General features: G+C 72.4%; 24 protein-coding genes and 1 pseudogene. 17 read left to right on the forward strand and 8 right to left on the reverse strand.

Annotated features, from left to right (window positions below; translation table 11 throughout):
* Positions 1-18 precede the first annotated feature (18 nt).
* The 5 genes from ACFSZT_RS17055 to ACFSZT_RS17075 form a co-directional block, all read right to left on the reverse strand.
* Positions 19-654: a dienelactone hydrolase family protein gene (locus ACFSZT_RS17055; RefSeq protein ID WP_377388850.1), complete on the reverse strand. Its 636-nt coding sequence runs from the start codon at positions 652-654 to the stop codon at positions 19-21.
* Positions 651-1,313: a phosphoribosyltransferase gene (locus tag ACFSZT_RS17060; RefSeq protein WP_377388848.1), complete on the reverse strand. Its 663-nt coding sequence runs from the start codon at positions 1,311-1,313 to the stop codon at positions 651-653. Before ACFSZT_RS17060 ends, ACFSZT_RS17055 begins: the two co-directional genes overlap by 4 nt.
* Before the next feature lie 25 nt (positions 1,314-1,338).
* Entirely contained in the window at positions 1,339-1,626 is a 288-nt protein-coding gene (locus ACFSZT_RS17065) for a DUF6343 family protein (protein ID WP_377388846.1), read from the reverse strand.
* Positions 1,627-1,694: 68 nt separating this feature from the next.
* Positions 1,695-1,961 carry an HPr family phosphocarrier protein gene (locus ACFSZT_RS17070; RefSeq protein WP_377388844.1) on the reverse strand — a complete coding sequence of 89 codons (267 nt, stop codon included), beginning with the start codon at positions 1,959-1,961 and terminating at the stop codon, positions 1,695-1,697.
* An 18-nt stretch (positions 1,962-1,979) separates the two neighbouring features.
* Positions 1,980-3,239: a PTS transporter subunit EIIC gene (locus ACFSZT_RS17075; RefSeq protein WP_377388842.1), complete on the reverse strand. Its 1,260-nt coding sequence runs from the start codon at positions 3,237-3,239 to the stop codon at positions 1,980-1,982.
* A 358-nt stretch (positions 3,240-3,597) separates the two neighbouring features.
* Between ACFSZT_RS17075 and ACFSZT_RS17080 the strand changes: the two are divergent.
* Positions 3,598-3,843: pseudogene (locus ACFSZT_RS17080) on the forward strand (glucose PTS transporter subunit EIIB); the annotation flags it as partial.
* Complete coding sequence (locus ACFSZT_RS17085) at positions 3,840-4,295, forward strand: PTS sugar transporter subunit IIA (protein WP_377388840.1); 456 nt, start codon at positions 3,840-3,842, stop codon at positions 4,293-4,295. The pseudogene ACFSZT_RS17080 and the gene ACFSZT_RS17085, both read left to right, overlap by 4 nt.
* 45 nt (positions 4,296-4,340) lie before the next feature.
* Here the strand turns inward: ACFSZT_RS17085 and ACFSZT_RS17090 are convergent, their stop codons facing one another.
* Positions 4,341-4,790 carry a Rieske (2Fe-2S) protein gene (locus ACFSZT_RS17090; RefSeq protein WP_377388838.1) on the reverse strand — a complete coding sequence of 150 codons (450 nt, stop codon included), beginning with the start codon at positions 4,788-4,790 and terminating at the stop codon, positions 4,341-4,343.
* A gap of 113 nt (positions 4,791-4,903) precedes the next feature.
* On the opposite strand from ACFSZT_RS17090, the gene ACFSZT_RS17095 reads away from it, so the two are divergent.
* From ACFSZT_RS17095 to ACFSZT_RS17140, 10 genes are all read left to right on the forward strand, one after another.
* Complete coding sequence (locus ACFSZT_RS17095; protein ID WP_377388836.1) at positions 4,904-5,290, forward strand: hypothetical protein; 387 nt, start codon at positions 4,904-4,906, stop codon at positions 5,288-5,290.
* Complete coding sequence (locus ACFSZT_RS17100) at positions 5,287-5,799, forward strand: sigma-70 family RNA polymerase sigma factor (RefSeq protein ID WP_377388834.1); 513 nt, start codon at positions 5,287-5,289, stop codon at positions 5,797-5,799. The genes ACFSZT_RS17095 and ACFSZT_RS17100 overlap by 4 nt, the downstream gene beginning before the upstream one ends.
* Positions 5,796-6,464 (forward strand): zf-HC2 domain-containing protein, encoded by a 669-nt coding sequence (locus ACFSZT_RS17105; protein WP_377388832.1) that lies wholly within the window; start codon positions 5,796-5,798, stop codon positions 6,462-6,464. The genes ACFSZT_RS17100 and ACFSZT_RS17105 overlap by 4 nt, the downstream gene beginning before the upstream one ends.
* A 228-nt stretch (positions 6,465-6,692) precedes the next feature.
* Positions 6,693-7,352, forward strand: coding sequence for a prepilin peptidase (locus ACFSZT_RS17110; RefSeq protein WP_377388830.1), 660 nt, complete (start codon positions 6,693-6,695; stop codon positions 7,350-7,352).
* Between the two features lie 34 nt (positions 7,353-7,386).
* A complete protein-coding gene (aroC, locus tag ACFSZT_RS17115; RefSeq protein WP_377388828.1) occupies positions 7,387-8,580 on the forward strand; it encodes a chorismate synthase in 1,194 nt (397 codons plus the stop codon).
* Positions 8,581-8,656: 76 nt separating this feature from the next.
* On the forward strand, positions 8,657-9,217 hold the full coding sequence (locus tag ACFSZT_RS17120; RefSeq protein WP_377388826.1) for a shikimate kinase: 561 nt from the start codon (positions 8,657-8,659) through the stop codon (positions 9,215-9,217).
* A gap of 3 nt (positions 9,218-9,220) precedes the next feature.
* Positions 9,221-9,664 carry a hypothetical protein gene (locus ACFSZT_RS17125; protein ID WP_377388824.1) on the forward strand — a complete coding sequence of 148 codons (444 nt, stop codon included), beginning with the start codon at positions 9,221-9,223 and terminating at the stop codon, positions 9,662-9,664.
* An 8-nt stretch (positions 9,665-9,672) separates the two neighbouring features.
* Complete coding sequence (gene aroB, locus ACFSZT_RS17130) at positions 9,673-10,782, forward strand: 3-dehydroquinate synthase (protein ID WP_377388822.1); 1,110 nt, start codon at positions 9,673-9,675, stop codon at positions 10,780-10,782.
* Positions 10,779-11,210, forward strand: a complete 432-nt coding sequence (aroQ, locus tag ACFSZT_RS17135; RefSeq protein ID WP_377388820.1) for a type II 3-dehydroquinate dehydratase — start codon at positions 10,779-10,781, stop codon at positions 11,208-11,210. Before aroB ends, aroQ begins: the two co-directional genes overlap by 4 nt.
* A 292-nt stretch (positions 11,211-11,502) precedes the next feature.
* Positions 11,503-13,026 (forward strand): beta-xylosidase, encoded by a 1,524-nt coding sequence (locus tag ACFSZT_RS17140; RefSeq protein WP_377388818.1) that lies wholly within the window; start codon positions 11,503-11,505, stop codon positions 13,024-13,026.
* On the opposite strand, the gene ACFSZT_RS17145 is transcribed toward ACFSZT_RS17140, so the two are convergent.
* Positions 12,990-13,508 carry a hypothetical protein gene (locus tag ACFSZT_RS17145; RefSeq protein ID WP_449301429.1) on the reverse strand — a complete coding sequence of 173 codons (519 nt, stop codon included), beginning with the start codon at positions 13,506-13,508 and terminating at the stop codon, positions 12,990-12,992. The genes ACFSZT_RS17140 and ACFSZT_RS17145 overlap by 37 nt on opposite strands.
* Positions 13,509-13,588: 80 nt before the next feature.
* Between ACFSZT_RS17145 and ACFSZT_RS17150 the strand changes: the two genes are divergently transcribed.
* The 3 genes from ACFSZT_RS17150 to nusB are packed head-to-tail and all read left to right on the forward strand — an operon-like array spanning position 13,589 to position 15,767.
* Positions 13,589-14,710, forward strand: coding sequence for a M24 family metallopeptidase (locus ACFSZT_RS17150; RefSeq protein ID WP_377388814.1), 1,122 nt, complete (start codon positions 13,589-13,591; stop codon positions 14,708-14,710).
* A gap of 38 nt (positions 14,711-14,748) precedes the next feature.
* Positions 14,749-15,306, forward strand: coding sequence for an elongation factor P (gene efp, locus ACFSZT_RS17155; protein ID WP_377388812.1), 558 nt, complete (start codon positions 14,749-14,751; stop codon positions 15,304-15,306).
* Positions 15,303-15,767 (forward strand): transcription antitermination factor NusB, encoded by a 465-nt coding sequence (gene nusB, locus ACFSZT_RS17160; RefSeq protein ID WP_377388810.1) that lies wholly within the window; start codon positions 15,303-15,305, stop codon positions 15,765-15,767. The genes efp and nusB overlap by 4 nt, the downstream gene beginning before the upstream one ends.
* A 49-nt stretch (positions 15,768-15,816) precedes the next feature.
* Here nusB and bldD read toward each other — a convergent pair whose 3' ends face one another.
* Positions 15,817-16,305 carry a transcriptional regulator BldD gene (bldD, locus tag ACFSZT_RS17165; RefSeq protein WP_003096372.1) on the reverse strand — a complete coding sequence of 163 codons (489 nt, stop codon included), beginning with the start codon at positions 16,303-16,305 and terminating at the stop codon, positions 15,817-15,819.
* Between the two features lie 259 nt (positions 16,306-16,564).
* On the opposite strand from bldD, the gene pyrR reads away from it, so the two are divergent.
* Together pyrR and ACFSZT_RS17175 are read left to right on the forward strand one after the other, a co-directional pair.
* Positions 16,565-17,143 carry a bifunctional pyr operon transcriptional regulator/uracil phosphoribosyltransferase PyrR gene (gene pyrR / locus ACFSZT_RS17170; protein WP_377388806.1) on the forward strand — a complete coding sequence of 193 codons (579 nt, stop codon included), beginning with the start codon at positions 16,565-16,567 and terminating at the stop codon, positions 17,141-17,143.
* Entirely contained in the window at positions 17,140-18,075 is a 936-nt protein-coding gene (locus tag ACFSZT_RS17175) for an aspartate carbamoyltransferase catalytic subunit (RefSeq protein ID WP_377388804.1), read from the forward strand. The genes pyrR and ACFSZT_RS17175 overlap by 4 nt, the downstream gene beginning before the upstream one ends.
* Positions 18,076-18,119 lie beyond the last annotated feature (44 nt).

The following is an 18,119-nucleotide window of genomic DNA, read 5'->3' on the forward strand; positions in this document are numbered from 1 at the left end:
CCTAAGCAGCGGGTGCGGTCAGCGGCCGGTGAGGTGGCGGTCGAACCAGTCGCCCGCCAGCTCGGCGACCCGTTCGAGCGTGCCGGGCTCCTCGAACAGGTGGCTCGCACCCGGTACCACCTCGACCTCGTGCGGGGCGGTGAGCTGCCGGGCCGCCTGCTCGTTGAGCCGCAGCACCTGCTCGTCGTGAGCGCCGACGACGAGCAGTACCGGGCACGGCACGTCCGCGAGCGCGGCACGCGCGAGGTCCGGCCTGCCGCCCCGGGACACGACCGCCCGCACCCGGCCGGGCCGCCGCGCCGCGGCGAGGAGGGCCGCGGCGGCACCGGTGCTGGCGCCGAACAGGCCAAGGGGCAGCGATCGCGTGTCGCCGTGGTCGGCGAGCCGGTCGACCGCTTCGACCAGCCGGCCGGCGAGCAACTCCACGTCGAAGCGGAGCTCCCGGTCGCGGTCCTCCTCGGCGCTGAGCAGGTCGAACAGCAACGTGGCCAGCCGGTGGTCCTGCAGGGAGCGGGCCACGGCCACGTTGCGCGGGCTGTGCCGGGAACTGCCGGAGCCGTGGGCGAACGCGACCACGCCCACCGCGTCGGCGGGCACGGTGAGGTCACCGGGGAGCGAGGCGGCGCCTGCCTCGATCGCGAAGGGCACCGTCACGCCGTCCACCTCCGGGAGAGCAGGTCGATCACCTCGTCGTCGGTCACCTGCGCGAAGTCGTCGTACCACTGGCCGACGGCCCGGAAGTCGGCCGGTTCGCACGCACAGACGACGGCGTCCGCCTCGGCGCGCAACCCGGCGACGGCCTGCGCGGCGCACACGGGCGCGGCCAGGATCAGCCTGCGGGGGCTCTCCTGGCGCAGGGCTCGCAGCGCGGCCGTAGCGGTGACTCCGGTGGCCAGGCCGTCGTCGACGACGATCAGATCGCGGCCCTCGACGCGCTCGGGTTCGAGCCCACGCTGGTACGTCTCGACCCGGCGCAGTGCCTCGGCCCGCTGCTCCTCGCAGGCCTGCTCGAGCTCCTCGCGGCCGAGGCCCAGCATCCGCACGCTCTGCTCGTCGTAGATGGCGGGCCCGTATGCCGTGACGGCGCCGATCCCGAACTCGGGATGCCCCGGTGCGCCGATCTTGCGCGCGACCGCGACGCCCAGCGGCGCGTCGAGTGCCTCGGCCACCTCGGCGGCCACCGGTACCCCGCCGCGCGCCAGGCCGAGCACCACGGGCTCGACCCACTCGCGATCACGCAGGAGTTCGGCGAGCCGGCGCCCGCCGTCGCGACGGTCGGTGAAGGGGCAGGTGGTGGTGGGTGTTTCGCGCATGGGGCGCAACGACCTCCTTCCCCGCTCAGCCGGGTTCGCCCCGGCGCTTGCGGTGCACGACCCAACCGAGATCGACGAGCATGGCGACCGCCAGGACGCACATGGCCACGGTCGCCCAGACGATGCCGTTCACGGCGAACAGCACGGCGGCACCGATGGCCAGCACGGTCGTGAGCGCGGCGAGGACGATCCGCAGCGTCAGGGCGCTGTACGCCGGTGCCGCGCCCCCGAACCCGCCGGTCGGGTCGTGGTAGTCGGGCAGTCCGCGGGCGTAGTCCTCCCTCGTCCGGGGTGGTTCACGCCGTCGTCTCATGCCCGCGGGGTACCCAGGGCGCGCTCCGGCAATACCCGCCGCCGGCCGCCCGGCGACGGGTATCCGGGTCAGCCGTCCAGGTCGGAGGCGACGAGCTCGGCGATCGCGTCGACCGCCTCCTCGGCACCGTCGCCGTCGGCGGCGATCACCACCGCGTCACCGTGCCGGGCACCGAGCGTCATCAGGTTCAGCACGCTGCCCGCGGGCACCGGATCACAGCCGTCCTTGGCGATGGTGACGGTCACCGGCTGTGCGGCGGCGGCCTTCGCGACGAGAGCGGCGGGCCGGGCGTGCAGCCCGACCGCGCTGGCCACCGTCACACGTCGTTGCGGCATCGCTGGGTGTCCCTCCGGTCAGGCCGTGGCCGATTCGGACGGTTTCGCGTCGTCACCGCCGGTGCCGGAGCGCTCCTGTGGGGTCTCGGCGGCGGACTCGTCGTCCTCCCGCCCGGGCGTGCGCAGGTTCCACTTGGTGATCGCCCACCGGAACAGCACGTAGTAGATCACCGCGTACACCAGCCCGATCGGGATGAGCAGCCAGGCGTTGCTCGCGGCGGGCGCACCGGCGTTGAGCAGGAAGTCGATGCCACCGGCGGAGAACGAGAAGCCGAGGTGGATGTCGAGCGCGTTCACCAGTGCCAGCGAGATGCCGGTGAGCACGGCGTGGATGAGGTACAGCGGCCACGCCACGAACATGAAGGCGAACTCGATCGGCTCGGTGACACCGGTGAGGAACGCGGTGAGCGCCGCCGCGAGCATGATGCCGCCGACGACCTTTTTCTGCCCGGGCCGGGCGCTCTGCCACATCGCCAGCGCCGCGGCAGGCAGCGCGAACATGAAGATCGGGAAGAAGCCGGTCATGAAAGCGCCCGCGTTGGGGTCGCCGTCGAAGAAGTTGTTGATGTCGCCGCCGTCGAAGACCAGCCACACCGGAACGTTGATGAGCTGGTGCAGGCCGAGCGGGATCAGGAGCCGGTTCAGGAAGCCGTAGACGCCGCCGCCGATGACGGCGTCGCTCGTCACGGCCTCACCGAGGTTCTGCATGCCCGCGTCGATGACCGGGAAGATCAGTCCGAACACGACACCCAGCACGAGCAGGGCGATCGAGTTGATGATCGGCACGAACCGCCGTCCGCCGAAGAAGGCCAGGTACGGCGGCAGCTTGATGCGGTAGAAGCGCTGCCACAGCACCGCGGTGACCAGGCCGACGATCACGCCGGAGAGCACGCTGTAGGGCCACTTCACCGGCTGCAGGTACCAGCCCTGGTCGAAGCCCTCGAGGTCCTCGATGGGTGCGAAAACCTGGACGACCTTGTTGAACACCACGAACCCGACCACGGCCGCCACACCGGTGGAGCCGTCGCCCTTGCGCGCGAACCCCACGGCGATGCCGACCGCGAACAGCAGCGGCAGCCAGTCGAACAGCCCGCCGCCCGCCGCCGCGAACACCTTCGCGACGTCCGCGGTGGCCTCCCACCGGCCGAGCATGTCGTCCTGACCGAGCCGGGAGAGCAGGCCGGCCGCGGGGAGCGTGGCGATCGGGAGCATGAGACTCCGGCCGAAGCGTTGCAGCCCGGCGAGCCTCCTGCCCTTTCCCGTGGCGCGATCGCTCATGAGGGTCCTCCATGTTCCGCCAAGGGGCCGGAATCCGGGGAACTCCGGTCCACTGTCGTGGTCATCTGGTGCCGGTCTCCGCGGCAGCAGGACGTCGTGTCCGCTCGGGGCAGCCGGGCGACCGCGGCACCGTACCCGGTGGGGCCGCCCGGGGACAGTCCGCCGTGGCCGGTGCGGGGCGGTCGCCGACCCGCACCGGCGGGCGTACCGGTGACCGCGTCCATCGCCAGATCCGCCTCTCGCGTCGACACGCCGGGTGCTACGTTCCGGTCTAGACCATTGATCGGGGCAGAATGCTCCGTACCCGACCGGGTGTCAACCCGCTACGGTTCGTGCACGGCACAAGCGGACGAGTCAGGAGGCCGCGATGGCGGACGACAGGCCCGAGAAGATCCTTGCGGCGCTCGGCGGCGCGGACAACGTCATCGACATCGAAGGCTGCATCACGCGGCTGCGCTGCGAACTGGAGGACGGCTCGCTCGTCGACGAGCCCGCGCTGAAGAAGGCGGGAGCGCACGGCGTGGTGAAGGTCGGCGACGTGGTGCAGGTGGTCGTGGGGCCGGAGGCCGACACGATCGCTTCCGACATCCAGGACCTGATGTGAGTATCGCCGTGCAGAGCCCGGTCGCGGGCACGCTCGTCGCCATGTCCGAGGTCCCCGACCCGGTGTTCGCGCAGTCCATGGTCGGCCCAGGAGTGGCGGTCCAGCCGGAGGGCGGCCGGGCCGACGCGGTCGCGCCCATCGATGGCACCATCGTGACCCTGCACCCGCACGCGTTCGTCGTCGCGGGCGAGGACGGCCGGGCCGTGCTCGTGCACCTCGGCATCGACACCGTGAAGCAGAAGGGCGAGGGCTTCATCCTGCACGCCGTGCAAGGCGAACAGGTGCGGGCGGGCCAGCCCGTCGTCGGTTGGGACCCCGACGCCGTGCGCGCGGCGGGGTACTCGCCGATCGTCCCGGTGATCGCGCTGGACGCCCAGGACGAGGCACTCACTCGGCCGCGTCCGGGGACCGCCGTGCGAGCCGGTGACGAGCTGTTCACCTGGACGGGCTGACGGGGCGCGCGACGCTGCACGCCCCGCCGGCGATCCAGGCCGCCCTCAGGCGGTGACGATCCGGTCGTTCTGGATGCGGACGTCGATGGCGGGCAGCGGCTGGTCGGCCGGTCCTTCCTTGACGTCACCGGTGAACGCGTCGAAGACCGAGCCGTGGCACGGGCACACCAGCTGGGCACCCTCGGCGTTGACCTTGCAACCCTGATGCGTGCAGACCGCGCTGAAGCACGCGACCTGGTTCTGCCTCGGCCTGGAGAGCACGGCGTCCCGGCCGTCGGGCGTTTTCACGGCTTTCGTTCCGCCGACCGGGACCTCGCCGAGTGCGGCGAGCTGCGTGCCGGCCGGCGCGTCGGCCGCCGGCTGCGACGGGGGAGCGGGCGCGGTCGTGTTCTCGTCGCCACCGCAGGCGGCCAGCGCTACGGTTCCCGCAGCGGCTCCGGCAACGGCGGCACCGGTCGTGAGGACGGTGCGTCGGGTATGTGGTTGGGCAGTCATGTGTGGGGACACGGCTGGGCTCGCCGTTCGGTTCAATCCCGGTCGTGGTCGAACCGGATCAGGGCCTGCCTCGTGTCACGGGAGTAGGACTTCCGAGTGGGCAGGAGTGAACGATGGTCGGCTGGGTGCTGCGGGTGATGGTGGTCCTGGGCCTGCTCGGTTCGGCATGGGTGCACTGGGTCGTCTGGCTCGACTGGGCGCGCGACACCGATGTCGTGGGCCCGCTGTTCCTGGTCAACGTCGTGGCGGGAGTGGTCATCGCCATCGCGGTCCTCGCGTGGCGGCACTGGCTGCCCGCGCTGGCGGCCGTCGGATTCGGGCTGGCGACGCTCGGCGCGTACGTGCTGTCCCTGACGGTCGGGTTCTTCGGGGTGCAGGAGCAGTTCGCGACCCAGGAGGAGATCTGGGGCGTGGTCACCGAGGTCGCCTGCGTGGTGTTCGGCCTGACGCTGCTGGCGCCCCGCGTCACCCGGGCCGAGCGGGAGAGCGGGCGCGTGTGACCGAGGAGGCCGAGTCGGAGCTGATGCGTGCCCTGCACGACGAGCACGCGGCCGCGCTCTGGTCGTATGCCCTGCGGCTGACCGGGGGCGAGCGGGCGCGCGCCGAAGACGTCGTGCAGGAGACGCTGCTGCGGGCGTGGCGCAACCCCAAGGTGCTCGACCAGTCGCAGCGGTCGGCGCGAGCGTGGCTGTTCACGGTGGCGCGCCGGATCGCGATCGATGGGTGGCGCGCCGCGGCCGCCCGGGCCGAGGTGACGACCGATGCGCCACCCGAACTGCCGGTGCCCGACGACACCGAGCGCGCGGTGCAGGGCTGGATCGTCGCGGACGCGCTCGACGAGCTGTCCCCGCGCCACCGCGAGGTGCTCACGCTCTGCTACTTCCAGGGCATGTCGGTCGCCGACGCGGCCGCGCGCCTCGGTGTCGCGGAGGGGACGGTCAAGTCCCGCACGCACTACGCCCTGCGCGCACTCCGGCTGGTGCTGGAGGAGAGGGGCGTGACGCGGTGAGCGACCCCTTCGGCGCGTACGACACGCAGGCGGATCCGTTCGCCACCTACGACGCCGCCTACGTGCTCGGTGCCCTCTCGCCCGGTGACCGGGCCGCGTTCGAGCAGCACCTGCGGCACTGTGACGCGTGCTCGCGCTCGGTGCGCGAGCTCGCGGGCATGCCGGGGTTGCTGGCGCAGGTCGACGTCGCCCACCAGCTCGCACCGGAGCCCCTGCCACCCGACCTGCTCCCGTCCCTGCTGGCCACGGTGCGCAGGCGACGCCGGCACCGGCTCGTCGCGGCAGTCGCTGCGGGCGTCGCCGCCGTCGCCGCGGGGGTGGCGGTGCTGCTCGCGGTGGTGCTGCCGGGCGGCTCGGGGCCACAGGGCGATGCGATGACCGCGCTCGGCCGGTACCCGGTGCAGGCCAGCGTCGAGCTGACCGAGGCCGCGTGGGGCACCAAAGTGGACATGTCGTGCAGCTACCGCGGCGCCACGGGCGGCGACTACGTGCTGGTGGCCGTCCAAAGCGACGGCCGCGAGCGCCGCCTGGCCAGCTGGTACGCCGTCCCGGAGGACACGGCCGAGCTGTCGATCGGCACGCCGCTGCGGCGCGGGGACATCGACTTCCTGGAGATCCGGCTCCCCGGCGGACCGGCGCTGCTGCGGCTGCCCGTGTCGCCGTAGGTGCATACGGCAGTCCGTGCGGGCCCCGTGGCGCACGGCGTCCGCCGGGCCGGTGCGGTCTCCAGTCGTGGCGCGGCCGTGGTCTCGTGACTGAGGGCCGTCGCGGCCGGCAGGCAGTGGCGCCGGTTAGCTCGGTCGGGTGGTCCTGGGCCGTGATCCGGTGCGAACGGACCGCTCGCTCCGGCACGTTCTTGCCGTCTCGCCGCGGGCGCCTCCACGCTGGATCTCGTGTACTGGGGGTTGATCGTCGCCGTCGTCGCCGGTGGGCTCACCGGGTGGGCCGCGAGCTGGGCGCTGCGCCGCGGGCCGCGTCCGGCTGCCGTGCCGGCTCACTGGTGTGCCGCCGGCACGGCGGCGCTGTGGGCGCTGGTCGTCTGGCGCCTGCTGACGAGTGGCGTGCCCGGCTGGTGGCTGCCCGTGCCCCTCGCCGTCACCGCCGTGGCGGTTCCGCTGGTGCTGGCCGACGTCCGCTACCGGCGCCTGCCGGACGTGCTGACGCTGCCGGCGTGGCCGCTGACCGGTGCGGCGGTGACGGTGGCGGCCGTTGCCGGGCCCGGCGTCGGGCTCGCCTGGCGCGCCGCCCTGGCCGCGGCGTTGTTCGCCGGTGCCCACGCCCTCGTACACGCCGTCGCGCCGGCCTCCCTCGGAGCCGGTGACGTGAAGCTGGCGGGCAGCCTCGGGGGCGTGCTCGGCGCGACGGGATGGCCTGCCGTGGTGGTCGCCGCCTGCACGGCGGCGGTGGTCACGGCGGTGCTGGCCCTGGCCGCGGCACTCCTGCGTGTTCGCCGGTGGCGTGACGGAGTGCCGCACGGTCCCGGGCTGCTGCTCGCCACGTGCCTGGTCGTGGTGTTCCCGGGCGCGGGATTGGAGGTGAACATGGGTAGCTGAGGTCGCGAAGGCGCCTCGTGACAGGATCGACGGCGTGTTGCGCTGGATGACCGCAGGTGAGTCCCACGGCCCCGCCCTGGCCGCGATCCTCGAGGGCATGGTGGCCGGGGTCGAGATCACGACCGCTGATGTCGGTGAGCAGCTCGCGCGCAGGCGGCTCGGTTTCGGTCGCAGTCCCCGGATGGGGTTCGAGACCGACCGGATCGAGTTCGTCGGCGGCGTCCGTCACGGCCGGACGCAGGGCGGGCCGATCGCGGTGCAGATCGAGAACGCCGAATGGCCGAAGTGGGAGAAGGTCATGGCGGCCGACCCCGTCGATCCCGCCGAGCTCGAGGGTCTCGCCCGCAACGAGCCGCTCACGCGGCCACGGCCCGGCCACGCCGACCTGCCCGGCATGCAGAAGTACGGCTTCACCGAGGCCCGGCCGGTGCTGGAGCGGGCGAGCGCCCGCGAGACCGCCTCCCGGACGGCGCTGGGCACGGTGGCGCGCCTGTTCCTGCGGCAGCTGCTGGGCGTAGAGGTGATCAGTCACGTCGTGTCCATCGGCAAGGCGGACGCGCCCGAGGGGCCGCTGCCGGAACCCGGTGATCTCGCCGCCATCGACGAGAGCCCGGTGCGGGCGTTCGGCGACGCCGCCACCGAGGCGATGGTCGCGGAGGTCGACGCCGTCCGCAAAGCCGGCGACACGGTGGGCGGCGTCATCGAGGTGATCGCCTACGGGCTGCCTCCGGGCCTCGGCTCCCACGTTCACTGGGACCGCCGTCTGGACGCCCGGCTCGCCGGTGCGCTGATGGGCGTGCAGGCGATGAAGGGCGTCGAGGTCGGCGACGGCTTCACCACCGCGCGCCGGTGGGGCAGCCAGGCCCACGACGAGATCGACCGGGGCACCGGCCCGAAGGGGGTCACCCGGCGGTCCAACCGGGCCGGCGGGCTCGAAGGCGGCATCACCAACGGCGAGCCGTTGCGGGTCCGCGTCGCCATGAAGCCGATCTCGACGGTCCCTCGCGCGCTGTCCACTGTGGACGTCGAGACGGGCGAGGCGGCGGTGGCGATCCACCAGCGGTCCGACGTCTGCGCGGTGCCGAGGGCCGGCGTGGTGCTGGAGTCCGTGGTGGCGCTGGTGCTCGCCGACGCCGCGCTGGAGAAGTTCGGCGGCGACTCGCTCGCCGAGGCCAAGCGCAACGCCGACTCCTACCTCGCCGGTCTCGAGGACTGGTGGCAGCGCTGACCGCGACGACGCTGTCCGCCGGTGACCGCGGGACCGCCCGCGCCGCGGCTGTGGCCCGGTGGCTACCGTGACCGGCATGAGCACACGTGGTCCGGTCGTGATCGTGGGACCGCCCGGCTCCGGCAAGAGCACCGTCGGCCCGCTACTGGCCGAGCGGCTGGGCGTGGGTTACCGCGACGCCGACGCCGACCTCGAAGCCGAGGAAGGCCGCACCATCAGCGACATCTTCGCCACGGACGGTGAGCCGGTGTTCCGCGCGCTCGAGGAGCGGAACATCGAGAAGACGCTGCGTGAGCACACCGGTGTGTACTCCCTCGGTGGCGGCGCCGTCCTGTCCGAGGCGACGAGGGCGCGACTGCGTGGGCATACCGTCGTGTTCCTCAACGTCGGGATGGCGGAGGGCGTCCGCCGCACCGGGTTGTCGACGGCACGGCCACTGCTGGCCGGCGTGAACCCCCGTGCGACGTACAAGGCGTTGCTGGACGCCCGGTTGCCGGTCTACCGGGAGGTCGCCACCCTCGAGATCGGCACCGACGACCGCTCGCCCGCGGAGGTCGTCGCCGAGATCGTCGAACGGCTGCGGGCGGAGCCCGTGCGAGAATCGCCCGGATCGGTCCCAGAGTCCTGTGTGGAGTGAACCATGCGTGCACGGATCCGGCTTGCCGGACTGATCGCCGGCGTCGCCGCGCTGACGGTGGCGTGCGGCGGTGGGGAGTCCGCTCCGGCGGACCAGGCGCCGTCCGGAGCACCGTCTTCGCGTGGTCCCGCCGGTGAGGACTACGGCGACACCGGCCAGGCAGGGCGGGAAACGCCGGTCGCCGACGATGTCGAGGTGACCGGCTGCGCGCAGACCGCGTGGTCGCCGAAGGTGGTCGTCAAGGTCACCAACAGCACCTCGCGGCCCCAGCGCTACGCCGCGACCGTCACCATCAGCAACCCGGGCGGGGACTCGACCGAGGCGTACTTCGCGAAAAACCGGCTGGAGCCGGGCCAGGCCGTGACCGACGAGATCATGGGCTCGGGCCCGGTCGCGGGCGAGCTCACCTGCGAGGTCACCGAGGCCAAGCGCCTGCCGCCGAAGTGAGGAGCACGATGACCACCGATCCGGTCCGTATCGAGGTCCGCACCGCCCAGCCGTACGAGGTGGTGGTGGGCCGCGGACTGCTCGGCGAACTGGCCGACGCGGTGCGCGACGCCTCCAAGGTCGCGCTCATCCACCCGCCGACCCTGACCACCACCGCGGAGGCCGTCCGTGGCGAACTCGCCGAGGCCGGACTGGACGCGCACCGGGTCGAGATCCCCGACGCGGAGGACGGCAAGGCACTGCGCGTCGCCGACTTCTGCTGGGACGTGCTCGGCCAGATAGGTCTCGATCGGCGCGGCATCGTGGTCGGCCTCGGCGGCGGTGCGGTCACCGACCTCGCCGGGTTCGTCGCCGGCACCTGGATGCGCGGCGTGCGGCTGGTGAACGTCCCGACCACCTTGCTCGGCATGGTCGACGCCGCGATCGGCGGCAAGACGGGCATCAACACCGAGGCGGGCAAGAACCTCGTCGGCGTGTTCCACGAACCCAGCGCCGTGCTGGTGGACCTGGCCACGCTCGAGACCCTGCCACCCAACGAACTGGTCGCCGGGATGGCGGAGGTCGTCAAGGCAGGCTTCATCGCCGACCCGGCGATCCTCGACCTCATCGAGCGCGACCCCGCCGCCGCCGTCGACACCCAGGCCGACGTCCTCGGCGAGCTCGTCCGCCGGTCCATCCAGGTGAAGGCCGACGTCGTCGCCGCGGATCTGCGGGAGTCGAACCTCCGGGAGATCCTCAACTACGGGCACACGCTCGGCCACGCCATCGAGCGGCGCGAGCGCTACCGCTGGCGCCACGGTGCCGCGGTCAGCGTGGGACTCGTGTTCGCCGCCGAACTCGCGCGGCTGGCGGGCAGGCTCGACGACGCGACCGCCGACCGGCACGCCGCCGTCCTGCGTTCGCTCGGCCTGCCGACCACCTACGACGCCGACGCGTTGCCTCAGCTCATCGACGGCATGCGCGCCGACAAGAAGAACCGCGCGGGGACCTTGCGGTTCGTGGTCCTCGACGGCCTCGCCAAGCCGGGCCGGCTCGAAGGGCCGGATCCGGCGTTGCTCGCGGGTGCGTACTCGGCCATCGCCGCGGGCGAATCGGGCAGCGGGGGAGTGCTGCTGTGAAGACGTTCGTGCTCAACGGGCCCAACCTGGGCAGGCTCGGCACGCGGGAACCCTCCGTCTACGGGTCGACGACCCACGACGATCTGGTGCGGTTGTGCGTCGAGACGGGCAAGGATCTCGGGCTCGACGTCGAGGTCCGCCAGACCGATCACGAGGGCGAGATGGTCGGCTGGCTGCACGAGGCCGCCGACGCGGCGGCGCCGGTGGTGCTCAACGCCGGCGCCTGGACGCACTACTCCATCGCCGTGCGCGACGCCGCCGCGCAGCTGACCGCACCTCTTGTGGAGGTGCACATCTCGAACGTCCACCAGCGCGAGCAGTTCCGCCACCACAGCGTGCTCTCCGACATCGCGACCGGCGTGCTCGCGGGCTTCGGCGTGGACGGCTATCGATTGGCCCTGCGCTGGATCGCCGACAACGCGAAGTGACCCCACTCCGGAGCTGACCACGCCCGGTGGCCCGCATTCGGCTACCGGCCGGAACGGATACCGGCGGTCCGGGACCGGTCCGAGGCCGGTCCACAGTGGCCGGACGAGCAGCGGGGCAGCGCTACGGACGAACCACACGGCAAGGCGAGGGGCGCCGACAGGCCATCCAGCGCGCACGTCGAACCGCTCCCGACCACGGTGCCTCACCACGGACCGTGGCCCGGGCGCCACCGGGGGCCGACCGTAGACTGATCGGCATCCCTCGATCGGGTTCACCGGGCGAGGCGGAGGGATGGAGGTTGTCCGGCAGCATGCGCACTCGGCGTACCGGACCGGTGGGATGGCCTGCGCGGTGGCCGCGACCGCGATCCTGGCCGTGGCGTGCACGCCGGGAAACGCGCGCCCCCAGGCGGAGGGCGCCCGAGACGGCGTGGCCGCGGTCGGCGAGGTGCGAGCCGAGCCCGTCGAGCTGGCCGTCGACCGGCATCGCCAGAGCGACGGCGTGGTGGCCGAGGGCGGCGCCGACGCCGTGTACAACTACGGCCCCACCGTGATGACCGAAGGCGGGACGGTGCGGATGTGGTGGTGCAGCCAGTACGGCAGTGCCGACCCGCCCGGCGACGACATCCTCCACGCCGAGGCGGACTCCGTGGAGGGACCGTTCACCGCGCCCGGTGGCGGGATCCCCGACTCCGTCCTGTCCGGCGATCCCGGATCCTTCGACGGTGTGCACACGTGCGATCCGTCGGTCATCCGGGTCGACGGCACCTACTACCTCTACTACACCGGCGCTGCGGGCAGCCACGACCACGGCAACGCCATCGGCCTCGCCACCAGCACCGACGGCCGCACGTGGACCCGTGCCGCCGGCAACCCGGTCGTGCGGCCCGCCCACGACACCACGCGAGACAACACCTACGGAGCCGGCCAGCCCGCTGCGGTGTACCTGGACGGCTGGTTCTACCTCATGTTCACCGATACGACCGGCCGCGCGGCGGGCTGGAACGGGGCGGGGCAGTTCGTCATACGGGCCAAGGACCCCACGTTCTCCACCGGCGTCGAGGCGCTCGGCCCGGACGGGTTCACCTCCGTCGCGGGCACCGGCACGCCCCGCACCCGCTCGGTGGTGGACGCCTTCAGCGCCGACCTCATGTGGGTGGACGCGCTCGACGCGTTCGCCATCGCCCATCAGACCGACCGCGGCACCACGATCACCTTCTGGAACCGCGACTTCACGGCCACGCCGTACCGGCCGGTGCTCCTGCCCGCGCCCTGGGAGGAGGGGCCCGGCCTCGTCCGCGAACCCGACGGACACGCACCCGTGTCCACCGACGATCCGTGCGGGCGCGTCCCCGTCGACGTCATCCATGCCACCCGGATCGGCGAGGCCGGGGCACCCACCGCGCTGCGGCACTTCGGCCTCGACATCCACGGCGTCGACGGCTGCGCCACCACCGGACGGGCACTCGCCGTGCTCGACGGGTTCGCGATGCCGTCGCCGCAACGCACGATGGACCTCGTCACCGGCGGAAAGCTGCTGCGCATCGAGCGGCGGTCGGTGGCCGAGACCATCGCACACACCGTGCTGGACGAACGGCCCGCCGCGGTCGACCGGATCTCCGTCGCGGCCCGGCTACGGGCGGGAGCACCTGCGGTCCGGGCGCTGGGGGAGGGCACCGGCTTCGTGCTCGACGGCACGCTGTGGCCGGTGACCGACGCGGAGGCCGTGAGCCGGAACGACTCGCACGCCCGGGCCGTGACCGACGCGGAGTGGCGGGCCTACCGGCTCGGGCCCACCCTCGGCGCACGCGGCTGAGGACGGGGCCGCGGCCGGGCGGTCGCGCGCCGCCCGGAACCCGGCTCGCCCCGGGAGCGCCCGGCCGCGACGGAGCCCGTGTCCTCCTGACCCGGCTCAGCGTGCTCCTCCTCGTCGTCGCGCTGCCCGGCCAGCCTGCCACCCACCACCAGGCCGAGACCGGCGGGCAGCAGCACCAGCAGCGCGGTGAACGCCGCGCCGCCGGTCAGCGCCGGGCCGAGCTCGCTCAGGCCGGTCTGGTCCACGAACACCGACCTGCCGAGCACGCTCAGCACACCGGCGACGGGGCCGGTGACCAGCGCGGCGATGAACCACGTGCGTCCGGCGTCGCGGAGGCGGAGCCATGCGTCGACCGCGCTCCACAGCGCGGCCGCGCCCACGAGCAGCGCGAGCGCGACCGCGGTCATGAGCGAGGTCTCACCCGGCTGGAACACCGCGATCTTGGCGAGCGCGACAGTGGCGGCGGCATGCAACACGGACATGCCGAGCGCACGGACAACCCAGGACGGCATCGGCCCACTGTAACGGCAACCGTGCCGAGGACCACCCCTAAGCTGGGCGCGTGGCTGTCACTTCCCGGAGCTCCCGCGCGGAGGCGCACCAGGCCCGCCGGGCCGCGGTGCGGGACCTGCTGCGCGAGGCCGAGCTCGACGCGTTGCTCGTCACCGATCTGCGCAACATCCGCTACCTCACCGGCTTCACCGGTTCCAACGCCGCACTGCTGCTCCACACGGACGGCGACGCGGCGACCGTGTTCTGCACGGACGGCCGGTACACCACCCAGGCCGCGGCCGAGGTGTCCGACCTGGAGCGAGTGCTGGACCGGGCCAGCGCGAGAGGCCTGGTCGCGCGGGCCGCCGGCGCCGCGCGCCGGTACCGCCGCACGGGCTTCGAGAGCCAGTACGTCAGCGTCGAGCAGTACGCGGGCTTGCAGGAGGTGTGCGGCGACGTGGAGCTGTGCCGGGCGCCGGGTCTGGTCGAACGGCTGCGGACGGTGAAGGACGACCTCGAGATCGAGGCGCTCCGGCAGGCATGTGCGGCGGCCGACCGGGCGTTCGCGGAACTCGTCGACCAGGGCGGGCTGCGGCCTGGCCGCACCGAGCGCGAGGTGGCGCGCGAGCTGGAGAGCCGGATGCTCGACCACGGCTCGGAGGGCCCGTCGTTCGAGAGCATCGTCGCCGCCGGGGCCAACTCGGCGATTCCGCATCACCGGCCCACCGACACGGTGCTCACCACGGGCGACTTCGTGAAACTCGATTTCGGCGCGACCGTCGGGGGGTACCACTCCGACATGACGCGTACCGTGGTGCTCGGCACACCGGCCGACTGGCAGGTCGAGCTCTACGACCTCGTGCGTGAGGCCCAGGCGGCCGGGCTGGCCGCCGCCCTTCCGGGCACCGAGGTCGCGGCCGTCGACAAGGCCGCCCGGGACGTGATCGCCGGGGCGGGACGCGGCGAGGAGTTCACCCACGGCCTGGGACACGGCGTGGGCCTGCAAATACACGAGGCTCCGAGCCTCGCGGCGACCGGCGCCGGTACACTGTCGGCCGGTATGGCGGTCACCGTCGAGCCCGGCGTCTACCTCGCCGGCCGTGGTGGAGTCCGCATCGAGGACACGCTCGTCGTGCGGGAGGGAACTCCCGAGCTCCTCACCCTCAGCACCAAGGAACTCGTGGTCGTCTAAGCGCGCGGCCCAACCCCGACACAGGAGAACTCACAGCAGTGGCCACCACCAACGACCTGAAGAATGGCATGGTCCTCAATCTGGACGGCCAGCTCTGGTCCGTCGTGAACTTCCAGCACGTCAAGCCGGGTAAGGGCGGAGCGTTCGTGCGCACCACGCTGAAGCACGTCCTGTCCGGCAAGGTGGTGGACAAGACGTTCAACGCCGGGACCAAGGTCGACACCGCGACCGTCGACCGCCGTCAGATGACCTACCTCTACAACGACGGCACCGACTTCATCTTCATGGACGCCGAGACCTACGACCAGATCAACGTGCCGCGGGAGACGGTCGGCGACGGCGCCAACTTCCTGCTGGAGAACACCGAGGTGCAGGTCGCGATGCACGAGGGGCAGCCCCTCTACGTCGAGCTGCCGACCTCGGTCGAGCTGGTCATCCAGCACACCGACCCGGGCCTGCAGGGTGATCGCTCCACCGGCGGTACCAAGCCGGCGACGCTGGAGACGGGCGCCGAGATCCAGGTGCCGTTGTTCGTCAGCACCGGCGAGAAGGTCAAGGTCGACACTCGCGACGGCCGCTATCTCGGTCGCGCGTGAGAACGCCGGTGGGTGCTGAATCCTCTTCTCGCCGCGGCGGCCAGATCAGCCGTCGCGCTGCGCGCAGGCGCGCGGTGGAGTTCCTGTACGAGGCGGCGCAGCGGGAGGCCGACCCGGCGGCGCTGCTCCACGACCGGATCGGCTCGGTCGACGTCGAGCCGATCGGTGACTACACGATCTCGCTGGTCGAAGGTGTGGCAGCGCACCAGGAGCGCATCGACGAGCTGCTGTCGGAACACGCCCAGGGCTGGACGCTGAACCGGATGCCGCCGGTCGATCTGGCCGTGCTGAGGCTCGGTGTGTACGAGATGCTCTGGTCGGCCGACGTGCCCGACCCGGTGGCCATCGACGAGGCCGTGGGCCTGGCCAAGGAGCTGTCCACCGACGATTCGCCGCGCTTCGTCAACGGCGTGCTCGGCCGCATCGGCAACATCGCGGACCGGCTGCGCGCGGTGCTGTGACCGCCGCTGCGGTCGTGAGTGCCGCACGCACCCACGACCGCGGCGCCGGTCAGTCCTCCTTGGAGGGACGGGCCTCCGGGGGCAGCACGCCCCAGTCGATGAGCTGCTCGGTCAGCTCACCGGGCGTCATGTCGTAGATGATCGCGAGCGAGCGCAGGTCCTCGGTGCGGATGGAGAGCACCTTGCCGTTGTAGTCGCCTCGCTGGCTCTGGATCGTGGCGGCGTACCGCGCGAGCGGACCGACCTTCTCGGCGGGCAGCTGCTGCAGCCGCTCGAGGTTGATCACGATCTTCGTCGCGGGCTCGGCGCCGGAGGGAACACGACCCTCGGGCAGGAGCTCGACCACCGGAACCCCGTAGAAGTCGGCGAGCTCGGCCAGCTTCTGGACGGTGACGGCCCGGTCGCCGCGCTCGTAGGAGCCCACCACGACCGCCTTCCAGCGGCCGCCGGACTTCTGCTCGACCCCGTGCAGGGACAGACCCTGTTGCTGGCGGATACCGCGGAGCTTGGCCCCGAGCGCCTTGGCGTAATCGCCCATGTGGTGGTTCTCCGTTTCCTCGCCCCGGCTCGGCCCGGCTGACCGACAGGGAACTCCTGAGTCGAATACTCAGAGTAATGGTTACGCGTTGTCGTCACCAGGTCAAGGTTGTCATCGCTCCCGGTGAGTTCTCGGCCACGGACGGACCACCCGATCGGTTGCCGGGCACGGCCTGCTACCGTCAGTACGGTTCCCGGCCGAATGGGGGAACCGACATCCTTTAAGGACCCGTCCGGTGAGGCGGGGAAGGAGGTCCACCGTGGCGCCACGCCCACGTGGCGCGACGGAACCGGCTGAGCGCGAGCTGCTCTCGGCCGGCGACGTCGCGCGCACCGTCGCCCGAATGGCGCATCAGGTCATCGAGAAGACCGCGCTGGACTCGGACGGCGTCATCCCGCCCGTTCTGCTGGGCATTCCCACCCGCGGCATTCCGCTCGCGACCCGGCTCGGCGCCCGCATCCGGGAGTTCTCCGGCGTCTCCGTGCCCACCGGCGCACTCGACGTCACGCTCTACCGCGACGACCTGCGGCACAAGCCGACCCGGCCGCTCGAGGAGACCCAACTCCCGCCCGCGGGGATCGACGACCGCGTCGTGATCCTTGTCGACGACGTGCTGTTCTCCGGCCGCACCATCCGCGCCGCCCTCGACGCCCTCCGCGACCAGGGCAGGCCCCGCGCCGTCCAGCTCGCCGTGCTCGTCGACCGCGGCCACCGTGAGCTGCCGATCCGCGCGGACTACGTCGGCAAGAACGTGCCCACGTCGCGCTCCGAGGAGGTGTCGGTGCTGGTCACCGAGGTCGACGGCCGGGACGCCGTCCTGCTGGGGGGACGCCGATGAAGCACCTGCTCAGCACCGACGGCCTCGCCGCCGACACGGCCACGGCCGTGCTGGACACCGCCGACGAGCTCAAGCGCACGCTGCTCGGGCGCGAGGTCCGCAAGCTGCCGACCCTGCGCGGGCGGACCGTCGTGACGATGTTCTACGAGAACTCCACCCGCACGCGGGTGTCCTTCGAGATCGCCGGCAAGTGGATGAGCGCCGACGTGATCAACGTGTCGGCCAGCGGGTCCTCGGTCGGCAAGGGGGAGTCGCTGCGGGACACGGCGCTGACGCTCTCCGCGGCGGGCGCCGACTGCGTGATCGTGCGGCACCCTGCCTCCGGAGCCGCCCACCGGCTCGCGGGCTGGCTGGCCGGCGCGGGGACGTCGGTGGTGAACGCGGGCGACGGCATGCACGAGCACCCGACCCAGGCGCTGCTCGACGCGGCGACGCTGCGCGAGCGGCTCGGCGGCCTGCCCGGCAGGCGGATCGCGATCGTCGGTGACGTGCTGCACAGCCGCGTGGCGCGCTCGAACGTCCACCTGCTCACCACGCTCGGTGCCGAGGTGGTGCTCGTCGCGCCGCCGACCCTGCTGCCCACCGGTGTGCAGAGTTGGCCGGTCACCACGTCGCACGATCTCGATTCCCAGCTGCCCGCCGTGGACGCGGTGATGATGCTGCGCGTCCAGGCCGAGCGCATGCACGGCGGGTTCTTCCCGTCGGCGCGCGAGTACTCGATCGCCTACGGGCTCAACGAGGCGCGGCTGCGGCTGCTGCCCGAGCACGCGGTGGTCCTGCACCCGGGGCCGATGCTGCGTGGGATGGAGATCGGCTCCGCAGTGGCCGACGCCCCGCAGTCGGCGATCACCGAACAGGTCCGCAACGGGGTGCACGTCCGGATGGCGGTGCTGTACCACCTGCTGGCCGGAGAGGGCGGCGATCGTGGCTGAGGTCGCCGCACCAAGGGCCCCGTGGCAGACAGAAGGAGAAGGTT

Origin of the sequence: Prauserella oleivorans, from assembly GCF_042685745.1 — a bacterium.
Classification (GTDB): domain Bacteria; phylum Actinomycetota; class Actinomycetes; order Mycobacteriales; family Pseudonocardiaceae; genus Prauserella_A; species Prauserella_A oleivorans.